This window comes from Polyangium jinanense, assembly GCF_028435365.1.
The window spans coordinates 130,005-149,249 of the sequence record NZ_JAGTJJ010000013.1 but is presented as its reverse complement, the minus strand read 5'-3'; the positions used below and the strand labels follow the sequence as shown (position 1 = coordinate 149,249).

The window sequence follows — 19,245 nt, the reverse complement described above, 5'->3', positions numbered from 1 at the left end:
TATCAAGCGTGCGCGTCGCGCGTCAACGGTGCTGTGACACGCGGGATACGGTCAAAGTCGGCGGAATACCGAGACCACGACGCCGAGCAGCATCGTCGGCTTGAAGTCCGAGGCCCGCACGAGGATCGGGGCCATCTTCGAGTTCGCCGGCTGGAACCGGACGTAGTCCTTCTCGGGGAAGTAGTACTTGACCGTCGCCTCGTCCCCGATGAGCGCCACTACGATCTCGCCGCGCTGCGCCGTGGCCTGGCGCCGCACGAAGATGTAGTCGCCGTTCAGGATGCCGGCCTCGATCATCGAGTCGCCCGTGACCTTCAAGCCGAAGATCTCGCGGCCGCCCCGCACGAGCATCCGATCGATGCGGACCGTGTCGATGAGGTGCTCCTCGGCGAGGAGGGGCAGACCCGCGGCAATCCGGCCGACAACCGGGACCTCGAGGAGGTCGTCCTCGGGCGCCTCGGGCATCGAGATCGGCTCGTCCGCTCGGGCGTTCGCGGCCGACATGTCCTTCGGCCGCAAGGCGCGGCTCTTCATGTCCTCCCGCGTCAAGTATCCCTTCCGCTCGAGCGCGCGCAGATGGTCGTTCACCCCGTTCGTGGAGCGAATGCCCATGTGCGCGCCGATCTCTCGCAGCGTGGGCGGATACCCCCGCTCGTTGATGGACTGGCGGATGTAATGCAGAACCTGCTGTTGGCGCTCGGTGAGCCCTTGCATCGCAGCGCCTACCCTACTGAACGGGCGGTGGGGTGTCAAAACTCCTGCTTTGTTTCTTACGGGAGGGATTCGGGGACTTGCGCGGGAGGCTGGATCCACCGGGCTCGCTAGGTCGCGGGGCCGCGGCGGGCGTTGCGCCCTTCGATCATGGCGCGCAGCTCCTCGATGTCACCGGCGTGCGCGAGCGCGTCCTCGAGCGAGATCAAGCGGCGCTGGTAGAGGCCGTGGAGGCACTGGTTCATCGTCTGCATGCCGCTGCCCGCCTGGCCCACCTGCATCTGCGAGTAGATCTGGTGGAGCTTGTCCTCGCGGATGAGGTTCCGGATGGCCGCGTTCGGCACCATGGCCTCGATCGCGAGCGCGCGACCTCCGCCGATCTTGGGCACGAGTTGCTGCGTCATGACCGCGGCGAGCGTGAAGCTGAGCTGCGCACGGACCTGCGACTGCTGGTGCGCGGGGAAGACGTCGATGATGCGATTGATCGAGGAGACCGCGCTGTTCGTGTGCAGCGTGGCGAAGACGAGGTGGCCCGTCTCGGCGATCGTCAACGCCGCCTCGATGGTCTCGAGATCACGCATCTCGCCGACGAGCACGACGTCCGGATCCTGGCGGAGGATGTACTTGAGCGCGTCCTTGAACGACGCCGTGTCGGCGCCGACCTCGCGCTGGTTCACGACCGAGAGCTTGTGGTTGTGGATGTACTCGATCGGGTCCTCGACCGTGATGATGTGCAGGCGCTGCTCGGAGTTGATCTTGTCGATGATGCTCGCGAGCGTGGTGCTCTTGCCGGAGCCGGTAGGTCCCGTGACCAGGACGAGGCCGCGTGGCTTGTTGGCGATCTCGGCGGCGACGGGCGGCAAGCCGAGATCGTCGAAGCTCAGGATCTTGAAGGGGATCTGGCGGAACGCGCCCGCGACGGCGCCGCGCTGCATGAAGATGTTGGCGCGGAAGCGGGAGATGCTCGAGAGGCCGAACGAGAGGTCGAGCTCGTTCTTCTTCTCGAAGACGATCTTCTGATCCTCGGTGAGGACCGAGTAGCAGAGCTCCTTCGTGTCCTCGTCGGAGAGCGGCGGGAGCTTGAGCGGGACGACCGAGCCGTCGATGCGCAGCAGCGGAGGCGAGCTCCGCGTGATGTGCATGTCGCTCGCCCCCTTGTCGACCATGACCTTGAGGAGCTGCTGGATCGTGTAACGGAGGGGCTCGCGCCCCGGCGTCTCCGCGGTCATGGCTAGTCTCCCATCGTGACGCGACCGACCTCCTCGGTCGTCGTCATGCCCTGCATCACCTTCTCGATGCCCGCCATGCGCAGGGTCATCATCCCGTTCTTGATCGCGGCCGTCTTGAGCTCCGCCGTCGAGGCGCCCTGAAGGACGAGCTCCTTCAGGTTGTCCGTGAAGCGCATGACCTCGTAGAGCGCGACGCGGCCCTTGTAGCCCGAGCCGTTGCACGTCTTGCAGCCCGCGCCCTTCATGAGCTTGGCGGTCTTGATCTGCTCGGGCGTGAAGCCGAAGTCGGCGAGGTTTCGCGGATCGGCCTTGTACGGCTGTTTGCAGTCGGCGCAGTTCTTCCGCGCGAGGCGCTGCGCGAGGACGAGGTTCACGCTCGCCGTGATGAGGAAGGGCTCGATGCCCATGTTGAGCAGGCGCGAGATCGTCGACGGCGCGTCGTTCGTGTGCAGCGTCGAGAGCACCATGTGGCCCGTGAGCGCGGCCTTGACCGCGATCTCGGCGGTCTCGAAGTCGCGGATCTCGCCGACCATGATGATGTCCGGGTCCTGGCGCAGGAAGGAGCGCAAGGAGGCCGCGAAGTTCAGGCCGATGGAGTCCTGCATCTGCACCTGGTTGATGCCGTGGAGGTTGTACTCGACGGGATCTTCGGCGGTGCTGATGTTCGTCTCGATCTGGTTGAGCTCGCTCAGCGCGGAGTAGAGCGTCGTGGTCTTGCCGGAGCCCGTGGGGCCCGTGACGAGGACCATGCCCCAGGGCTGGTTGATCGCCCACTGGAAGTCCTCGAGCGGCCTCTTGTCGAACCCGAGCTTCGTCATGTCGAGCTGGAGGTTCGACTTGTCGAGGAGGCGCATGACGATCTTCTCGCCCCAGATCGTCGGGCAGACGGAGACGCGGAAGTCCATCTCCTTGCCCTTGCCGAGCTTGAGCTTGATGCGGCCGTCCTGCGGCAAGCGGCGCTCCGCGATGTCGAGCGAGCTCATGATCTTGAGCCGGCTCGCGATCGCGTTCTTGAGCTTCATCGGAGGCTGCATCTCCTCCACGAGCACGCCGTCGATGCGGTACCGGACGCGGAGCTTCTTCTCGTACGGCTCGATGTGGATGTCGCTCGCGCCCTTCTTGATGGCGTTGAGGAGGATCGCGTTCACGAGCCGGACGACCGGCGCGCCCTCGGCCGCCTTCTCGAGCTCGAGGACGTTGACGTCCTCGGTGTCGACCGTGAAGTCGACCTGCTCGTCACCGAACTCGGCGAGCATCTCGTCGTACGAGGGGCCGGCAGAGTAGGCGCGCTCGATGGCCTGGGTGATCGCGCCCTCGGAGGCGACGCGCGGTTCGACGATGGAGCCGGTGAGGAACTTGATGTCGTCGATCGCGTGGAGGTTCGTGGGATCCGCCATCGCCACGACGAGCGAGGTGCCCGAGCGGAACAGCGGGATGATCTTCTGCTTCTCGCAGACTTCGCGCGGGACGAGCTTCAGGACTTCAGGATCGAACTCCGTGCCGTCGAGGTCGGCGACGGGGACGCCGTACTGCGTGGCGAGGAAGCTCGCGATGTCGTCGTCGGACAGATAGCCGAGCTTCGTCAGCACCTGACCCAGGTTGGTTCCGCTCTTGCGTTGCTCTTCCTGCGCCTGGCGGAGCTGCTGCAAGCTGATGAGCTTCTCGCGGACGAGCAGCTCGCCCAGGCGGGTCTGACCGGTCGTGAAGTTGGACATCGAGCCTCCGATGGTCCGCGGAGGGAAGGGGAGAGTCAACAGGTCTCGCCCAGCGCTTCCGAGCCGCGCTACGATGCCGGCAGTGGGTCTCTTCGATCGCTTCCTGGGCTGGGGCGAGGGCCGACGAGCAAAAGAGGCGCGCGCCCGGGAGCTCGCCGGTGACCTCGCTTCCGCGGCCACGCTGTACGTCGAAGCCGAGATGCCGGACGACGCGGCGCGCGTGCTGCTCTTGCGCGCCGATGCCGAAGGATCGGTCGAGCAACGGATCGCGTTCTGCGACGTCGCCGCGCGGACCGCGAAGAACGAGGAGATCCAGAAGCGCGCGCTCGGCCGCAAGGCGCAGCTCACGCTCGACGTGATCCGCGCCCGCGGCGGGGCCTCGCTGAAGAGCGAGCTCGCGCGTGTCGCCCGTGATCTCGAAGGCGCCGGGCAGCTCGAACGCGCGGCCGAGGTCTACGCGGAGCTCGGGGACGCCGAGTCGGAGATCCGGGTGCTCACGGAGATGGGTGCGATCGAGAAGCTCGAAGAGCGCCTCAAGGTCTCGCATGCCGAGTCGCGCAAGGTCCGCGAGGTGACGGACGTGCGCAGGCGCGTGGCCGATCTCGACAGGACCGCCGAGCGCCGCGCCGCGCTCGAGGTCGCGCGGGCCGCGCTCGTCGAGCGAGACGACGACGTGGTCGCCGACGCCGCTCGCGCGATCCGCGCGCGCCTCGCGACGGGGCCGCTCGTCGATCTGGAGATCGGCGGAAAACTCTTCCACGTGGCGCTCGGCGAGGAGGCAACGATCGGCCGCGGCGAAGCGACGATCCTCGTCGGCGCGCGGGCCGTGAGCCGCACGCACCTGCGCATCCGCCGCGAGGGGAGCGAGATCTTCGTGGAGGATCTCGACACGCGGAACGGGACGATGCTCGCCGGCGCGCGGATCCAGGGAGCGATCCCGGTGGGCCAGGGGATCCGCCTGGAGCTCGGCGGAGAGGTGCCGTGTGGGATCGACCGGCCGACGGCGTCGCCCGAGCGAGACCTCGTGCCCAACGGCGTGATCGTGACGGTCGCTGGAACACGTTTCCTTGCGCCGCTCGGTCCGCTCGTCGTGGGCGCGCTGCACGTCGATCGGGTGGTGCACGGTGACAGTGGGTTCGTGGTGCTGCGGACGCCGAGCGGAGCGCCGCGGCCGATCCTGGGCGAGTTCGAGCTCGCCGCCGAGGTCGAGCTCTGCATGGGCGACGAGATCCGCGCGAGCCGCGGCGGGCCCGTGGTGCTGCGCGTGGCCGCGGGGAGCCGCGAAGGGAGTGGGGGCGGCGTGTGAGCTTGTGGCGGAGGATCAAGGGGAGGCTCTTCGGCGAGAGAGACGAGGCCGCGGGCGAGGAGGCCGCACGCGGCGCGGACGCGCGCGCGAAGCCCGCCGTCGAAGAGACGCGCGGCGAGCGTGCTCGCCCCGTGGTCGACGAAGCGTCCGCCGAGCTCGCGCTGCTCGCGCGCGTGGGCGCGCCGGATGGCCCGAGCGAGGAACAGGCGATCCTGCTCCTGCGCAAGGCGCGCGGGACGGTGCGCGAGGCCGAGGCTGCAGCGCGCGTGCTCGAAGCCGCAGAAGATCATGCGGTGCCCGAGGCCGTGCGGCTCGCGTGCGCGGACATCCTCGCGGCGCGCGGCGACGAGAAGGGCGCGCTCGAAGCGCTGGCGAACGCGTCGAGCACGCCGGCGCTCTTGCTCGCGGCGGATCTGCACGCCTCGCTCGGCCAGCTCCCGCGGGCGCTCGGCACGATCGAGCGCGTGCTCGCGCGGAGCATCGACACGCCGGGCGCGCGGGAGCGGCACACGCGTTGGCGCGCGGCGCTCGGCGCGGCGCCCGGTCCAGCGCGTCGGCTCGACGAGGCCACGGTGGTGACGGACGCCGGCGCGCGCGCGCCGTTTCGGCTCTTGCGCGAGGTCGCGCGTGGCGGCGCCGGGACCGTCTACGAAGCCGAAGACGAGCTCCTCGGCAGGCGCCTCGCGTTCAAGGTCTACCATCGGCGTGGTCGCGACCGAGAGCACCTCGAGCGCGAGGCGCGGCTCGCCGATCGGATGCGCGGACCCGGCGTGATCCGCGTGCTCGACGCGGATCCAGAGGAAGGCTGGCTCGCCCTCGAGTGGATCCCGCGGGGCTCGGTGCGCGACGTGCTCGCCCGGGGGGATCTCGCGGCGCTCCTCCCGATCGATCGCTGGGCGCTCCCGCTCGCTCGGGCGCTTGCGCGGCTCCACGCCGGGGGGTTCGTCCACGCGGACGTCAAGCCGGCGAACGTGCTCCTCCGGGACACGGGCGAACCCTTGCTCGGCGACTTCGGCATCGCGCGCCCGCTCGGCGCCCGCGGGGACGGAGGCAGCGCCGGCTACGTCTCGCCCGAACGTATCGCCGGCCGAGCGAGCGACCCCCGCGACGACGTGTACGGCTACGGCCGCGTGCTCGAAGACGTGCTCCACAGGCTCGGGGAGCGGGGGCTCGCCACGGAAGAGGCCGCGCGGTGGCGCGCCGTCGCCGACACATGCATCGGCGCGGACGACCGCCGCCCGGCGAACGGTACGGATCTGGTCGGGCGTCTGCCCATGGCGCGGGCGAACGGCACGTGAGCCTCTCCGTCGCCGGTGCGGCCCAGGATACCGGAAGCGCCTGGTCCACGAGGGCTTGTCGTTCGCCGCGCTCTCCGCGCCCGAGGCCTGATAGATTGCCTGCTTCGATGAAGGCCCGCGGCCCGGGAGCAGCCTGATGCGTTTGGCGATCGTCGCGACGCCTTCGCTCCTCTCCGACATGCGCGCCCCGCCGGGCGCGCTCGACGGCGACATCCTCCGCTCGCGTCTCCCCCTGGAAGACACGGCGTTCGAGGTGGTGGACATCGATCCACACGTGGATCTCGCCGAGCAGCTCGACACGCTCTTCGAGGAGCGCAAGCCGGGCCCGGAGGACGAGATCCTCTTCTATGTCTCGAGCCCCGTCGCGGTCTCGGTCGATGGCGAGTTCTTCCTCTGCCTCGATCCCGAGAACCCGCAGACGGGCGACGCGCTCGCGGACGTGGTCGCCGTCTTTCAAGATCACGCGTCGGGGCCTGTGCTCTTCGTGCTCGAGTGCCGCCACGCGCCCGCGCCCGCCGATCCGTTCCGCAGCGCGACCGTGGTCGCTGCGGCGAAGGACGCCGTGAACCCGCAGCGCAGCGGGATCGAGCTGCTCATCGCGGCGCGTCCCTCGTCGCCCGCCATCGAGGAGCGGCCGTCGCCGTTCACGCGCGCGCTCATCAACGCGTTCGACGACGCGGATGCGGAGACCGGTCTGCTCGCGCGGATGCTCTACGAGCGCATCAAGGAAGGGCTCGTCGGCGTGGTGCCGTGCTTCGCGCACGCGCGTGGCTGGACGCCGTTCGCGCTCATCCAGGTGCCCGTCGGAGCGGCGATCTGGAAGGACGCGGGCGTGCCGGCGATGGCGGACGCGCCCGCGACGCTCGACGCGGACGCGCTTTCGCTCGGCGAGCGCCTCGAAGAGGTGACGCTCGAATCGGAGGCAGCCGAGACGCTGCTCGGAGCCCTCGGCAAGCCGCTCGCGCGCTCCGTGCGCGTGGAGGCCGTCGATGCGCCGCCGCTCCGGGAGATCTCGCCGGAGAACATGCCGTCGAGCGTGGACGTCGTGGTCGACGATGCCGCGTTCGGTGAACGCGGGCCTGCGACCACGTTGCGCTCGCGCATCATGCCGAGCTCGACCTCGCCCGAGGCCAAAGCGCCCGAGCCCGCGCCGGAGATGACGCCGGAGATCACGCCGGAGATCACGCCGGAGATCACGCCGGAGTCCGCGTCCGAGATCGCGCCCGAGCCTGCACCGGAGATCGCGCCCGAGCCTGCACCGATCCTTCAGGCGAGCGACCCCTCTGCGGCGTACGTGGCGACGACGTTGCCCGAGGATCGATCGTTCACGCGTCCCGAAGCGTCGGTCCCTCGCGTCATCATCCAGGAGCCTTCGCCTCCGTCGGTCGCGCCGGCGACGACGCCGAGCCCGCAGGCCGAAGAGATCACGCCTGCGCCCGCGCCGCGCATCACTGTGGTCCCGGCGATCCCCGAGCCCTCGGCGACCACAGTCCCATCGCCCCGCGCGTCCTCGCCGCCGGCCGCGCCGAGCACGACGCCGAACGCGTCGCCTGCGCCCGAAACGCCGCCGGCGGTGGAAACGTCGCCTGCGGTGCGCCATCGCGATGCGGGCGACGCAATGCTCGCCTCGAAGGAGCACGAGGGCGCGCTCGCCGAGTACCGAAAGGCGCTCGGCCACCTCGCGCCCGGCGACACCGAGGAGCGCGCCGAGCTCTACGTTCGCCTCGCGACCGCGAAGTGGAGCCAGGAGAAGCGCAAGGAGGCGATCTCGAACCTCGACAAGGCGCTCACGCTCCGCCCCGAGTACCGCCCCGCGCTCGAAGCGCTCGTCGTGCTCAACGTGGCCGAGCGTGATTTCCGCGCTGTCCACGCCGCCGAGGAGCGCTTGCTCGCGACCCTCACGAGCCAGACCGAGCGCTTCGAGCACCTGATGGAGTTCGGTGAGCGCTGGGAGAGCATCGGCTCCGATTCCGCGCGCGCCCGCTCGTCGTTCGAGCGCGCGCGCGACATCCGTCCCGAGGATCTCGTGGTGCTCGGCAAGCTCCGTCGGCTGTACGAGCACGCGAGCGAGATCGACAAGGCGATCGAGACCCGCCGCCGCATCGCGGAGCTCACGCCGGTCCCGCGGGACCGCGCCGCGACGTACCTCGAGCTCGCGACCTATTGCCAGGGCATCGGCCGCGACGAGCTCGCGATCGAGATGCTCGAGCTCGCGATCGACAGCGACTCCAGCATGCTCGAGCCGCTCGACACCCTCGCGCGTATCCTCTCGGAGCGACAGGAGTGGAGTCAGCTCGAAGCGATCTATCGGCGCGCGCTCTCCCGCCTCGATCGGCTGCCGCAGGGCGAAGCGCGTCGCCGCGCGGCGTGGGAGATCGGGCGGCGCCTCGGGCTCCTCTTCCGTGATCACCTGGAGGATCCGCTCGTCGCGCTCGCCTACTTCGAGCGCTCGGTCGACGAGCGACCCGACGATCTCGGCGGCCACCTCGTCGTCGCGGACCTCGCCCGCACGATCGGCCGGCACGAGCGCGCGCTCGTACACCTGCGCGACGCGGCGAAGCTCGATCCGCAGCGCGCGCAGTCCTACCACGACATCTTCGACGTCGCGCAGAAGCTCCGGCAACCGGACGTCGCGTACACGGCCTCGGTGGTCACCGCGCACCTCGGCATCGCCGAGTCGCGCGAGCGCTTCCTCTACGACGAGCACAAGCCGAACGGCGTGCCGCGTTTCCTGAGCGCGATGCCTGCCGAGGGCTGGGATCTTTTGCGGGACGAGCGAAGGGACACGCTCACCGAAGGCGTGCTCGAAGCGATCGCGGGCGCCGCGATCGCCGCGCGGCTCGAACAGCTCGGAAGCGAAGGAAGGCTCCCGGCGCTGGATCCGTCGCAGAAGCAGGACCTCCAGCGCAGCACGATCTCGATCGTCCGCTCGTTCGCCTGGGGCAGCCATTTCCTCGGCGTGACGCCCCCCGACGTGTACGTGCGCGAGGACGCCGCCGTGAGTCTCGTGGCCATCCCCGCAGCGGACGCCACGGTCCTCGCGGGCCAGCACGCGCTGCGAGGTCGTACGCTCGCGGAGCTCGCGTTCCTCGTGGGCCGGCACCTCACGTACCACGTGGGCCATCACCGGCTCCTGCTCTTCTATCCGTCGCTCGAAGAGCTCAGCGCGTGTTTCGTCACCGCCATCGCGATCGCGCTCCCGAACGAGCCGATCCCCGCGAAGGTCCGTGACGTCGTGCTCGCGTTCAAGCCGCACTTCGAAGCGCACCTCGACGAGGAGCAACGCAAGGCGCTGGAAGATGCGGTCTCCGCGTTCGCCGCCGCGAGCGTTCGTCCCGACCTACCGCGCTGGGCCGCGGCCGTGGAGCGATGCGCGACGCGTGCGGGTTACCTGCTCTGCGGCAGCCTCGACGTGGTCGCGACGTTGCTCCGCGCCGAGCCGCGCGGCGCGCTCGATGCCGAGACGAAGATCACCGATCTGATCGGATTTACGGTCTCCGAGGCGCACGCCACGCTGCGCGAGGCGATGGGGATCTCGGTCCAGCCTTGAGGGACGCGGGGGCGCGAGGCGCGCCCCCTGTTCGCGTCACTCCTTGCCCTTGAGGTACGCGAAGTACGCGTCGTGGCTCGGGGCGCGGCCGAGGAAGCGCGAGATCATCGTCCGCTCGTCCTCGCCGCCGCCCTTCGACAGCACCTCGGTCCTCCACGCTTCGGCCGTGGCCGTGTTGAGCAGGCCCTCCTTGCGGAAGCGCGTCAGCACGTCACGCGACAGGCTCAGCGCCCACTGGTAGCCGTAGTAGCCGGCGTCGTAGCCGATGAGGTGCCCGAAGCTCGACTGGAAGTGCGTCCCCTTCACGTACGGGAACACGTCGACCTTGCCTTGCACCTCCTCCACGACCTTCGTCGTATCGAACGGTGTCGCGCGGGCGTGGAGCTCCTGATCCAGCGACGCGAGGAAGAGCTGGCGTTGCGTGGCGAGCGCGAGCCCGAACGTGCGCGCCTTCGTCATCGACGTGAAGAGCGCATCCGGGATCTTCTCGCCCGTCTTGTAGTGCCGCGCGAACGTGTCGAGCACCTCGCGCGACCACGCCCACTCCTCGAACATCTGCGACGGCGCCTCCACGAAGTCGCGCACCGCGTTCGAGCCCGAGTACGTCGCGAGCTCCGAGCGCGTGAGCAGCTGGTGCAGCACGTGGCCGAACTCGTGGAAGAACGTCGTCACCTCCTCGTGCGACATCAGGCCCGGCTGGCTGCCTTCCGTCTTCGGGAAGTTGCACACGAGCGCGGCCATCGGCTGCTGCCACGTCCCATCGGACAGGCGCTTCGCCGTGCGCACGCCGAACATCGCCGCGTGCTTGTACTTGTCGGCGCGCGCGTAGAGATCGAGATAGAACTTCCCGATCTTCTCGCCCTTCGACCACACCTCGTACGCCGTCACGTCCGGGTGCCACGCCGCGGCCGGCACCTCGCGGTACTCGAGCCCGTACATCCGCGCGGTGATGTCGAGCAGGCCCTTCTTCACCGCGCCGATCTCGAAGTACTCGGCGAGCGCCTGCGAGTCGAAGTTGTACTTGGCCTTCCGGACCTTGTCCTCGAGGTAGTACCGATCCCCCGGATAGAGGACGTCCGTCTTCTTCCCACCGAGCCGCACGTGCTCCTTGCGCAGCTCCTCGAACTCGCCCTTCACCGGGTCCTTCAGCGCGGCCGAGAGGTTGTCGAGGAACTCGCGCACGTTCTTCCGGCTCTTCGCCATGCGCGGCTCGATCGCGTAGTCCGCCCAGGTCTCGTAGCCGAGCAGCTTCGCCTTCTCGGTCCTCCGCGCGAGCAGCTCCTCGAGCAGCCGCACGTTCTGCTTTCCGCCGCGGTTCGTGAACTTCACGTAGAGCTCGAGCGCGAGCTTGCGGTTCTTCGCGTACGTGATGAACGGGAAGTAGTCCGGGTAGTCCGTCGAGATGCGGACCTTCTGCTTGTCGTTCGGCTTGTGGCTCGCGACGTACTCCTTCGGTAGGCCTTCGAGCTCCTTCGCGTCGACCTCGATCCACTCCGTCGAGGCGCCGATGTTCGACATGAACTCCTGGCCCTTCTTCGTGATCTCGGCGTTCAGCTCGCGCAGCCGCGCCTGCTTCTCCGGGGAGAGCTCGAGCCCGTTGCGCCGGAAATCACGCAGCACGTCGGCGACGAGCCGCGCGCGTTCGCCTTCGAGCTTCTCGCCCTTCTTCGCGTAGGCCTGGATCACCGCGGCCACATCCGCGTCGAGCCAGAGCGACGTCTGGAACGCGTCCGTCTTCGGCTCGCAACCCTTCGCCGCCTCGCGCACCGCTGCCTCCGGGTGCGCCACGCCCATCAGGTACGGGAACTCTCCGGCGCTCGCGAGCTCGAGGATCACGTCGTCGAAGCGACCCACCGTCGACGCGAACGTGAGCTTGTCCGCAGGCGCGCCTTTCAACGCCTTGATGTCGTCGACGAGGCCCTTCGCCTTCGCGAGGTGCTCATCGCAGAGCTTGCGCGCGCCATCCGGCGTCATGGCGATCGCCACCGGATCGAACGCAGGCTTGGCAGCGGGCGCGGGCGGCGGATCCGCAGGTTTCTCTGTCGTCGCTGCGGCGCTCGTCTTCGCCGTGTCCGCATCCGTGTTCGGAGGCGTCACGGGCTCGGGTGTCGAGCCACCGCAGGCGAGGAGGGCGAGAGCGAGCGAGACCAGGGCGAAGCTCGGGGTACGCATCGAGCGCCCGTATACCATTCGGAGCGCTTTGCCAAAACCCGCCTGCGTTATCCTCGACGCATGCGCCTTTCGACTCTCTTCGCCCTTCTCCTGACCTTCGTGATCTCCGGCTGCGGCGACCGTTCACCCGAGGAAAGTTGCGCCGTCATTTGCCAGAAAAACGCGCTCTGCCAGCCCGGCTCGAGCGAGTCGCTCTGCACGTCGACGTGCGTCGAGCTCGCGGCCGAAGACTCCGCCTACGCCGCGTCCCTCTCCACCCAGGCCGACTGTTACGAGGAGCAAGCCTCGTACTACGAGGACGAGAAGGGCGTGTGTGTCGCCATCGAGGGCGGCGCTTGCCAGGCCACGCCGCAGTGATGCGGCGCAACGCGTTTCACGGCTCGGACTGGAACGGATAGGGCACGGCGCGCGGGGGCTCGAAGTTCTCTTTGATCACGCGCGGCGACGTCCAGCGCAGCAGGTTCAGCACGCTGCCTGCCTTGTCATTCGTCCCCGAGGCGCGCCCGCCGCCGAACGGCTGCTGCCCGACCACGGCGCCCGTGGGCTTGTCGTTCACGTAGAAGTTGCCGGCCGCGCGCCGCAGCGCCTTGCTCGCCTTCTCGATGAACACCCGATCGCGGGCGAACACCGCGCCCGTCAGCGCGTACGGGCTCGTCTCGTCGCAGAGCGCGAGCGCTTCGTCCACCTTGGCGTCCTCGTACGGCCACACCGTCAGCACCGGGCCGAAGAGCTCCGTCTCCATCAGCGTGTGCTTCGGATCGTCCGTCTCCATCACCGTCGGCTCGATGAAGAAGCCCTCCGTGTCACTCCACTCGCCGCCGCAGATGAGCCGCGCGCGCCCGCCCTTCCGTGCCTCCTCCACCGCGCTCGTGATCCGCGCGTAGGCGCGACCATCGATCACAGCGCCCATGAAGTTCCGGAAGTCCGCGACGTCGCCGACGCGGATCATCCGCGTGAGCTCCACGATCCGCTCCTTCAGCGCCGGCCACATCGACTTCGGCACGTACGCGCGCGACGCCGCCGAGCACTTTTGTCCTTGGTACTCGAACGCGCCGCGCACGAGCGCGACCGCGAGCGCCGTCGGATCCGCGCTCGCGTGGGCAAACACAAAATCCTTGCCGCCCGTCTCGCCCACGAGCCGCGGGTACGTCCGGTACCGATCGATGTTCTCGCCGATCTTGCGCCACATCCACCGGAACACCGGCGTCGAGCCCGTGAAGTGCACGCCCGCGAGACTCGGGTGCTCGAGGGCCGCCGTCGTCAGCTCCGCCGGATCTCCCATCACGAGGTTGATCACGCCGTCGGGCAGCCCCGCTTCGCGGAAGAGCGCCATGATCCAGTGCGCCGAGAGCAGCGCGTTCTGCGACGGCTTCCACACGACCGTGTTGCCCATGATCGCCGGCGCCGCGGGCAGGTTCGCCGCGATGGCCGTGAAGTTGAACGGCGTCGCCGCGAAGACGAACCCTTCGAGCGGACGCGGCTCCATCACGTTCCACGTCCCGGGCAAGCTCTCGGGCTGCTCCGTCGCGATCTGCCGCGCGTAGGCCACGTTGAAGCGCAGGAAATCGATGAGCTCGCAGGCCGCATCGATCTCGGCCTGATGCGCCGTCTTGCTCTGCCCGAGCATCGTCGCCGCGTTGAGCAGCGGCCGGTACCGCGTCGCGAGCAGCTCCGCCGCGCGCAAGAACACCGCCGCGCGCGCCGTCCACGGCAGTTCGCTCCACATCTTCGACGCGCCGAGCGCGGCTTCGATCGCCTCCTCCATGTCGCCGCGATTTCCGTCGTGCGCGCGTGCGAGGAGCAGGCTCCGCTTGTGCGGCGCGCGCACTTCGGTGAGGCGGCCCGAGAAGACGTTGTTTGCCCCGATCACCATCGGGATCTCGATCGTCTCGCCGGACATGCGCGCGAGTGCGGCCTTGAGCTCCGCGCGTTCGGCCGTACCGGGCGCATAAGAACGCGTCGGCTCGTTGACGGGATGGGGCGTGTTCACGATCGCGGCCTGCATGGCGCGCGAGTCTACCACTGCGATCCGCGGTGGCGCTCCCGTGCCGTGCCGAGGTCCGTGCCGTCTTCCCAGGGCTCGCTATTCTCCCGTGGATGCAGATCCACCGGACTCCGCCCGAAGCGATCCTCGACCCGACCACCCAGAGGCCCCGGTTCGGCACGTACGTCGGGGGGCTGCCGCCCGTCGTCTTCGGGGCTGCCGCGAAAAACCCGCTCACCCGCGTGCGCCGCGAAAAGCGTTGGTTTTACGTGGCCCTCGCGTCCGACGAGCTCATCTGCGCGGCCGCGATCATCCGCCTCGGCTACGCCGCCAACGCCTTCGCCTTCGTCGTGGATCGCCGCGAGGGCCGCACCCTCTGCGACGAGACCAGCAAGGGCCCGCCGTTCAGCGCCTTCGTCGGCGACAGCGGCGGCGAGGGCTGCCTCGCCTCCTACCACCTCGGTGGAAACCACCTCTCCGTCTCGAGGCCCGTCGGCCAGAGCGATTACGTCATTGACGTACGCATGCAGGGCCTCGAACTCCAGGCGCGGCTCGGCACCACACAGGCGCCGCCTGCGCTCGGGGTCGTCGCTGCGCTCCGTGAGGGCCTCTTCTCGACCACGGAGAAACGCGCGCTCCTCACGGCTTCTGGCTCGCTCGTCGCCAGGGGCCGGAAGTTTTCGCTCGACGGCGCGCTCGCCGGGTACGACTTCACGGCGGGCCTGCTCGAACGGCACACCGCGTGGCGATGGGGCTTCGGCCTCGGCCGCACCTCGGATGGCAAATCCATCGCGTTGAACCTCACCGATGGGTTCGTCGGTGATCGCGAGTGTGTCGCGTGGATCGACGGCGAAGTCGTGCCCCTCTCGGCCGTCCGATTTTCGTTTGACCGCGAACGACCTCTGTCGAGCTGGCAGGTCCGCGCGCCTGACGACAGCATCGATCTCCACTTCACCCCGAGCGCCCTCCACGCTGAGCGGCACGACCTCGGGATCGTTCGGTCGCGGTTCCTTCAGCTCGCCGGCGAGTTCTCGGGGCGCATCCTCGTCCCGGGGCGCGAGCCGATCCGCGTCGATCGGCTCGCCGGGGTCACCGAGGATCAGGACACGTACTGGTGAGGGGGTTTGGGGCGTAGCTCGGCTTGTCCGAGCGTAGCCCCAAGCGTTGAGGGGTTTGGGAAGGGGCGTGGTCGAGGTCAGGAGACCTTCACGCCCTTGTCCTGGATGAGCTTGAAGAAGCCGGCTTCGTCGAGGAGCTGCGTCCCGTACTTCTTCGCCTTCTGCGCCTTGCTCGACGTCGAGTCGGCTTCGGCGCTGACGAGGTAGTTGAGCTCCTTCGTCACACCCGAGAGCACGCGCCCTCCGTTCGCCTCCACGAGGTTCGTCAACTCGCCGCGCGGCCGGGTCAGCGCGCCCGTGAAGCAGAACGACATCCCCGCGAGCGGCCCCTCCTGCTCCTGCGTCACGGGCACGATGCCTTGCGCGATCAGCCGCTCGATCTCGGCTTTGCGGCCCTGGAGCCCGCGCACGATCATGCCGGCCTTGATCGGACCGAGCCCCGAGATCCCCGCGAGATCCTGCTCCGTCGCCGCGAGCAATTTTTCGATCGTCGTGTAGCCCGACGACACGAGGAGCCGCGCCGTTTGGATCGCAAACCCCTCGATGCCGAGCGCCGCCAGGAACACGGGGAGCGTCAGCGGCAGCCGGCTCGTGAGCTCGTCGAGCACCTTCTTCGCAATCTTGTCGCCGCGTCGCTCGAGGTCCGCGATCTGCTTCGGCTTCAGCTTGTAGAGATCGCCCGGCTCCTTCACGAGCTTCGCCTCGACGAGCTGCTCGATCAGCTTGTCGCCCCACTCGAGCGCGCCGATCGCGTCGATCCAGTTGTGGATCCGGCCCTCGACGAGCGCGGGGCACTCCTGGTTGCGGCAGAGCAGGTACTCGCCGCTCGTCACGAGCTCGGCCGAGCAACGACGGCAGCGCGTCGGCGGCTGCTCCGTCTTGCCGCCCTTCTCCACCACTTCCTCGACGTACGGGATCACGTCGTTCCGGCGTGACACCAGGACCTCGTCGCCCACGCCGATCCCGAGCGCGCGCACGTTGCCCACGTTGTGCAGGCTCGCGCGCTGCACCGTCGCGCCCGCGAGCTCCACCGGCTCCACGATCGCGACGGGCGTCACGCGCCCGCTCGGTCCCGTGTCCCAGAGGATCTCCACCACCTTCGACACCTTCGCCTGCGACGCGAACTTGAACGCGACCGCGCCGCGCGGCCTGCGGTTCACGTCGCCGAGCAAGGTCTGCGCGGCCGTCGAGTTCGCGCGCACGACGAGCCCGTCGATCTCGTAGTCGAGCCCCGCGCGGATCTCCGACGAGTACTTCCGGTAGATCCCGAGCACGTCCTTCAGCGTGCCCTTCGCGGTCCACGGCGTGCCGAAGCCCTGCTTGCGCAAGAACGCGATCTTCTGCTCCTCGGTCGCGACGTCGAGGTGATCGGCGAGGTCGTAGAACAGCACCGTGAGGTGCTCGCAGCCCTGGCCGTCGAAGCGCTTCGACGTGCCCGCGGCGGCGTTCCGCGGATTCGCCACGCCCGGGAACGACTTCTTCATGTCCGACAGCTTGAGGATGATCTCGCCGCGCACGCTGAGCGTGAGTTTCTCCTTCAGCTTTTGCGGCACGCCGCGCATGCGCGCGACGTTCGGCGAGATCCGCTCGCCCATGATCCCGTCGCCACGTGTGATCGCGTCGGCATACTTGCCGTCGCGGTAGATCACCTCGATCGAGATCCCGTCGAGCTTCTCCGCGACGAAGAGATCATCGGAGATCGCCTTGCCGCCTTCCTTCACGACGAGCTCGTCGCAGCGCGCGGCCCAGGCTTCGAGCTCGCCCTCGTTCACGACCTTGTTCAGCGAGCCCATGGGGATTTCGTGCCGGGCTTTTTCCCACTCGGTCACGGCCACGGGGGAGCCGACGCGCGCCAGCACCGGGTGCGTCGGGTCGAGATCACGCAGCTCGTCTTCGAGCGCGTCGTAGGCGGCGTCCGAGATGTCGGGTTTGCCGGCGTAGTAGCTCGCGCGGTAGCGCTCGATGCGCTCGGCGAGCTCGTCGATCCGCGCTCGCACGGCCGGATCCGGCTGTTTGTCCCAGCCGTGGTGCAGGTGCGTCATCCTCGTGTCCTCCCTAAGTCGCTTCGAACGTCACTCGAACACCACCTCGCCGCGCCGCGCGGCGGCGAGCATGTCGTCCATCCCCATCGCCAGCGGCGCGGGCAGCTCTTCGTCGCGGAAGAGCCGCGCCTCGCGGATCTCCAGCCGGTTCTTCGGCGGCCGGTTCGGCGCGCCCACGCGCGCGGACACCACGATCGTCACCGCGTGAAACCGGATGTCCCGATCCGGCCGCGAGAACACGCCGACCATCGGGCCGATCGTCACGTCATCGACCCCGGCCTCCTCGTCGAGCTCCCGCACGACCGTCGTCCGCAGGGTCTCGCCCCACTCGACCGTCCCGCCGGGCAGCGCCCAGGTCCCCGTGTCGGCGCGGCGCACGAGCAGCCACCTCCCGTCCGCCGTCCGAGCGGCCACGGCCACGCCGACGACGGGCCGCTTGAGGAGGTGGCGCACGATCTCTTGCGCCACGCCGAGCACCGACCGCGGCAGGTACGAGAGGGGCCCCATGGGGCGCGCAGAATAGCGACCCATCCGGGGCCGGGAAGGGGCATGCGTGAGCTCGGGTCGATTTCAGTGGACGGTCCTCGCACTCGACACACGCGACCCCGTGCGAGGTAGGCTTCCCCGCATGCGTGAGCCTCTCGTCGCCGCGGCGGTGCAGATGAACAGCCAGGCGGACCTCTCCGAGAACCTCGGCCGGGCCGGGCGCCTCGTGGCCGAGGCTGCTTCCCGCGGCGCGAAGGTCGTGGTGTTGCCCGAGAATTTCGCGTTCATGGGCGGCGATGACGACGAGCGGCTGCGCGTCGCCGAGGACCTCGACGCGAAGGACGGCGGCCGGATCCGCACATTCCTCGCAGAGAACGCCACGAAACACGGCCTCTGGATCCTCGCGGGCGGGCTCCCCGAGCGCTCATCCGATCCGAAGCGCGTGCACAACACCTGCGCCGCGGTCGCGCCTTCGGGCGAGGTCGTCGCGCGGTACCGCAAGATCCACATGTTCGACGTCGAGGTCGGCGACGGCCAGCGGTACCGCGAGTCGGCCTCGTGCATGCCGGGCGACGAGGCCGTCGTCGTCGACGTCGCAGGCACGCAGATCGGCCTCTCGATTTGCTACGACCTGCGTTTCCCCGAGCTCTATCGCGAGCTCGTCTCCCGCGGCGCCGAAGTGCTCATCGTGCCGGCCGCATTCACGCTCGCGACGGGCAAGGATCACTGGCACGTGCTCCTCCGCGCGCGGGCAATCGAGGCGCAGTGCTACGTGATCGCGGCGGCGCAGTGGGGGAGCCATCCGAAGGGGCGCAGGACGTACGGCAAGTCATGCATCGTGGACCCGTGGGGCGAGGTCGTCGCGCAAGCTTCGGAGGGGGAAGGAATCGTCGTGGCGACGCTCGATCCAGCGTATCTCGCGCAGGTGCGGGCGAGCCTGCCTTCGCTCCAGCACCGACGGATCGGGGTTGTTTCGCGGCAGACTTGAGAAGACTCCCAAAGTCAGCGTACCTTCCAGGATCGTGGGACGTTTTCACCTTGGGGTCATGTTCGTGCCGCTCCTCGTGGGCTGCGCCGGCGGCAATGGTGGGCAACCCGCGGAGGGAGCCGCGAACGGCGCGGCAGTCGAGGCGGACAAACCCGCCGAGCCCGAGCTCGTGGGCGTGAAGAAGAAGCTTCAGGGGACGTGGGAGATCGTGCGGTACACGTCGGAGCACCCCATCCCGAACGAGGCGATGCCACTGATGGCAGACCTCTTCGAGTCGCTGCGGATCGGGTTCGAGAAGGACGCGCAGAGCGTGCGGACCTCGAAGACGCCCGACGAGAGCGCGCCCTATCAAATCGAAGGCGAGTCCGGAGACGCCTTCACGCTCCGAGGAAGCGGAGGCATGTTCGACGGCGCAAAGTGTCGGTTCCTCGGCCCAGACGAGTGGGAAGTCACCGATCGCGGCAAGACCTGGCCCGGCGTGAGCGTCCTTCGTCGCACTCGACGCTAAACCTGCGACACCCGCTCCGCATCGCGGAGTCAGAGCCGCGCCACATCGTCCGCGCTGAGCGGGGCTTTGCCCCGCACCCCAGCAGGGGGCTGTCCGCCCCCTGCACCCCGGACCAGGCACGGCCTGGACCGAGGGCCG

At 69.0% G+C, this 19,245-nt stretch carries 14 protein-coding genes; 7 read left to right on the top strand and 7 right to left on the bottom strand.

The annotated features are described in order from the left end of the window. Window positions 1-51 precede the first annotated feature (51 nt). The 3 genes from lexA to pilB all read right to left on the bottom strand — a co-directional run bounded on the left by lexA (window position 52) and on the right by pilB (window position 3,655). The gene (gene lexA / locus KEG57_RS23130) at window positions 52-714 is read right to left on the bottom strand and encodes a transcriptional repressor LexA (protein ID WP_272423480.1); all 663 of its coding nucleotides are present in this window, start codon (window positions 712-714) and stop codon (window positions 52-54) included. Window positions 715-821: 107 nt separating this feature from the next. Beyond that, window positions 822-1,940, bottom strand: coding sequence for a type IV pilus twitching motility protein PilT (locus KEG57_RS23125; RefSeq protein ID WP_272423481.1), 1,119 nt, complete (start codon window positions 1,938-1,940; stop codon window positions 822-824). 2 nt (window positions 1,941-1,942) lie between these two features. Next, entirely contained in the window at window positions 1,943-3,655 is a 1,713-nt protein-coding gene (gene pilB, locus KEG57_RS23120; protein ID WP_272423483.1) for a type IV-A pilus assembly ATPase PilB, read from the bottom strand. A gap of 73 nt (window positions 3,656-3,728) precedes the next feature. Between pilB and KEG57_RS23115 the strand changes: the two genes are divergently transcribed. The 3 genes from KEG57_RS23115 (at window position 3,729) to KEG57_RS23105 (ending at window position 9,809) form a co-directional block, all read left to right on the top strand. Continuing rightward, a complete protein-coding gene (locus KEG57_RS23115) occupies window positions 3,729-4,961 on the top strand; it encodes an FHA domain-containing protein (RefSeq protein WP_272458803.1) in 1,233 nt (410 codons plus the stop codon). Next, window positions 4,958-6,259 (top strand): serine/threonine-protein kinase, encoded by a 1,302-nt coding sequence (locus KEG57_RS23110; RefSeq protein ID WP_272423485.1) that lies wholly within the window; start codon window positions 4,958-4,960, stop codon window positions 6,257-6,259. The genes KEG57_RS23115 and KEG57_RS23110 overlap by 4 nt, the downstream gene beginning before the upstream one ends. A 136-nt stretch (window positions 6,260-6,395) precedes the next feature. After that, window positions 6,396-9,809, top strand: a complete 3,414-nt coding sequence (locus tag KEG57_RS23105) for a tetratricopeptide repeat protein (protein ID WP_272423486.1) — start codon at window positions 6,396-6,398, stop codon at window positions 9,807-9,809. A gap of 36 nt (window positions 9,810-9,845) precedes the next feature. Here KEG57_RS23105 and KEG57_RS23100 read toward each other — a convergent pair whose 3' ends face one another. After that, complete coding sequence (locus KEG57_RS23100) at window positions 9,846-11,981, bottom strand: M3 family metallopeptidase (RefSeq protein WP_272423488.1); 2,136 nt, start codon at window positions 11,979-11,981, stop codon at window positions 9,846-9,848. A 60-nt stretch (window positions 11,982-12,041) separates the two neighbouring features. Between KEG57_RS23100 and KEG57_RS23095 the strand changes: the two genes are divergently transcribed. Then, the gene (locus KEG57_RS23095; RefSeq protein ID WP_272423489.1) at window positions 12,042-12,338 is read left to right on the top strand and encodes a hypothetical protein; all 297 of its coding nucleotides are present in this window, start codon (window positions 12,042-12,044) and stop codon (window positions 12,336-12,338) included. Between the two features lie 16 nt (window positions 12,339-12,354). Here the strand turns inward: KEG57_RS23095 and pruA are convergent, their stop codons facing one another. Further along, entirely contained in the window at window positions 12,355-13,986 is a 1,632-nt protein-coding gene (gene pruA / locus KEG57_RS23090; RefSeq protein ID WP_272423490.1) for an L-glutamate gamma-semialdehyde dehydrogenase, read from the bottom strand. 92 nt (window positions 13,987-14,078) lie between these two features. Between pruA and KEG57_RS23085 the strand changes: the two genes are divergently transcribed. Further along, window positions 14,079-15,083: a DUF2804 domain-containing protein gene (locus KEG57_RS23085; RefSeq protein WP_272423491.1), complete on the top strand. Its 1,005-nt coding sequence runs from the start codon at window positions 14,079-14,081 to the stop codon at window positions 15,081-15,083. Between the two features lie 77 nt (window positions 15,084-15,160). Here the strand turns inward: KEG57_RS23085 and ligA are convergent, their stop codons facing one another. Then, the gene (gene ligA, locus KEG57_RS23080; protein WP_272423492.1) at window positions 15,161-17,125 is read right to left on the bottom strand and encodes an NAD-dependent DNA ligase LigA; all 1,965 of its coding nucleotides are present in this window, start codon (window positions 17,123-17,125) and stop codon (window positions 15,161-15,163) included. Window positions 17,126-17,155: 30 nt separating this feature from the next. Beyond that, window positions 17,156-17,632, bottom strand: a complete 477-nt coding sequence (locus tag KEG57_RS23075; RefSeq protein ID WP_272423493.1) for an NUDIX hydrolase — start codon at window positions 17,630-17,632, stop codon at window positions 17,156-17,158. Window positions 17,633-17,753: 121 nt separating this feature from the next. On the opposite strand from KEG57_RS23075, the gene KEG57_RS23070 reads away from it, so the two are divergent. Beyond that, window positions 17,754-18,599 carry a carbon-nitrogen hydrolase family protein gene (locus tag KEG57_RS23070; RefSeq protein ID WP_272423494.1) on the top strand — a complete coding sequence of 282 codons (846 nt, stop codon included), beginning with the start codon at window positions 17,754-17,756 and terminating at the stop codon, window positions 18,597-18,599. 34 nt (window positions 18,600-18,633) lie between these two features. Then, the gene (locus KEG57_RS23065; protein WP_272458802.1) at window positions 18,634-19,107 is read left to right on the top strand and encodes a hypothetical protein; all 474 of its coding nucleotides are present in this window, start codon (window positions 18,634-18,636) and stop codon (window positions 19,105-19,107) included. The last annotated feature ends 138 nt before the right edge of the window (window positions 19,108-19,245 follow it).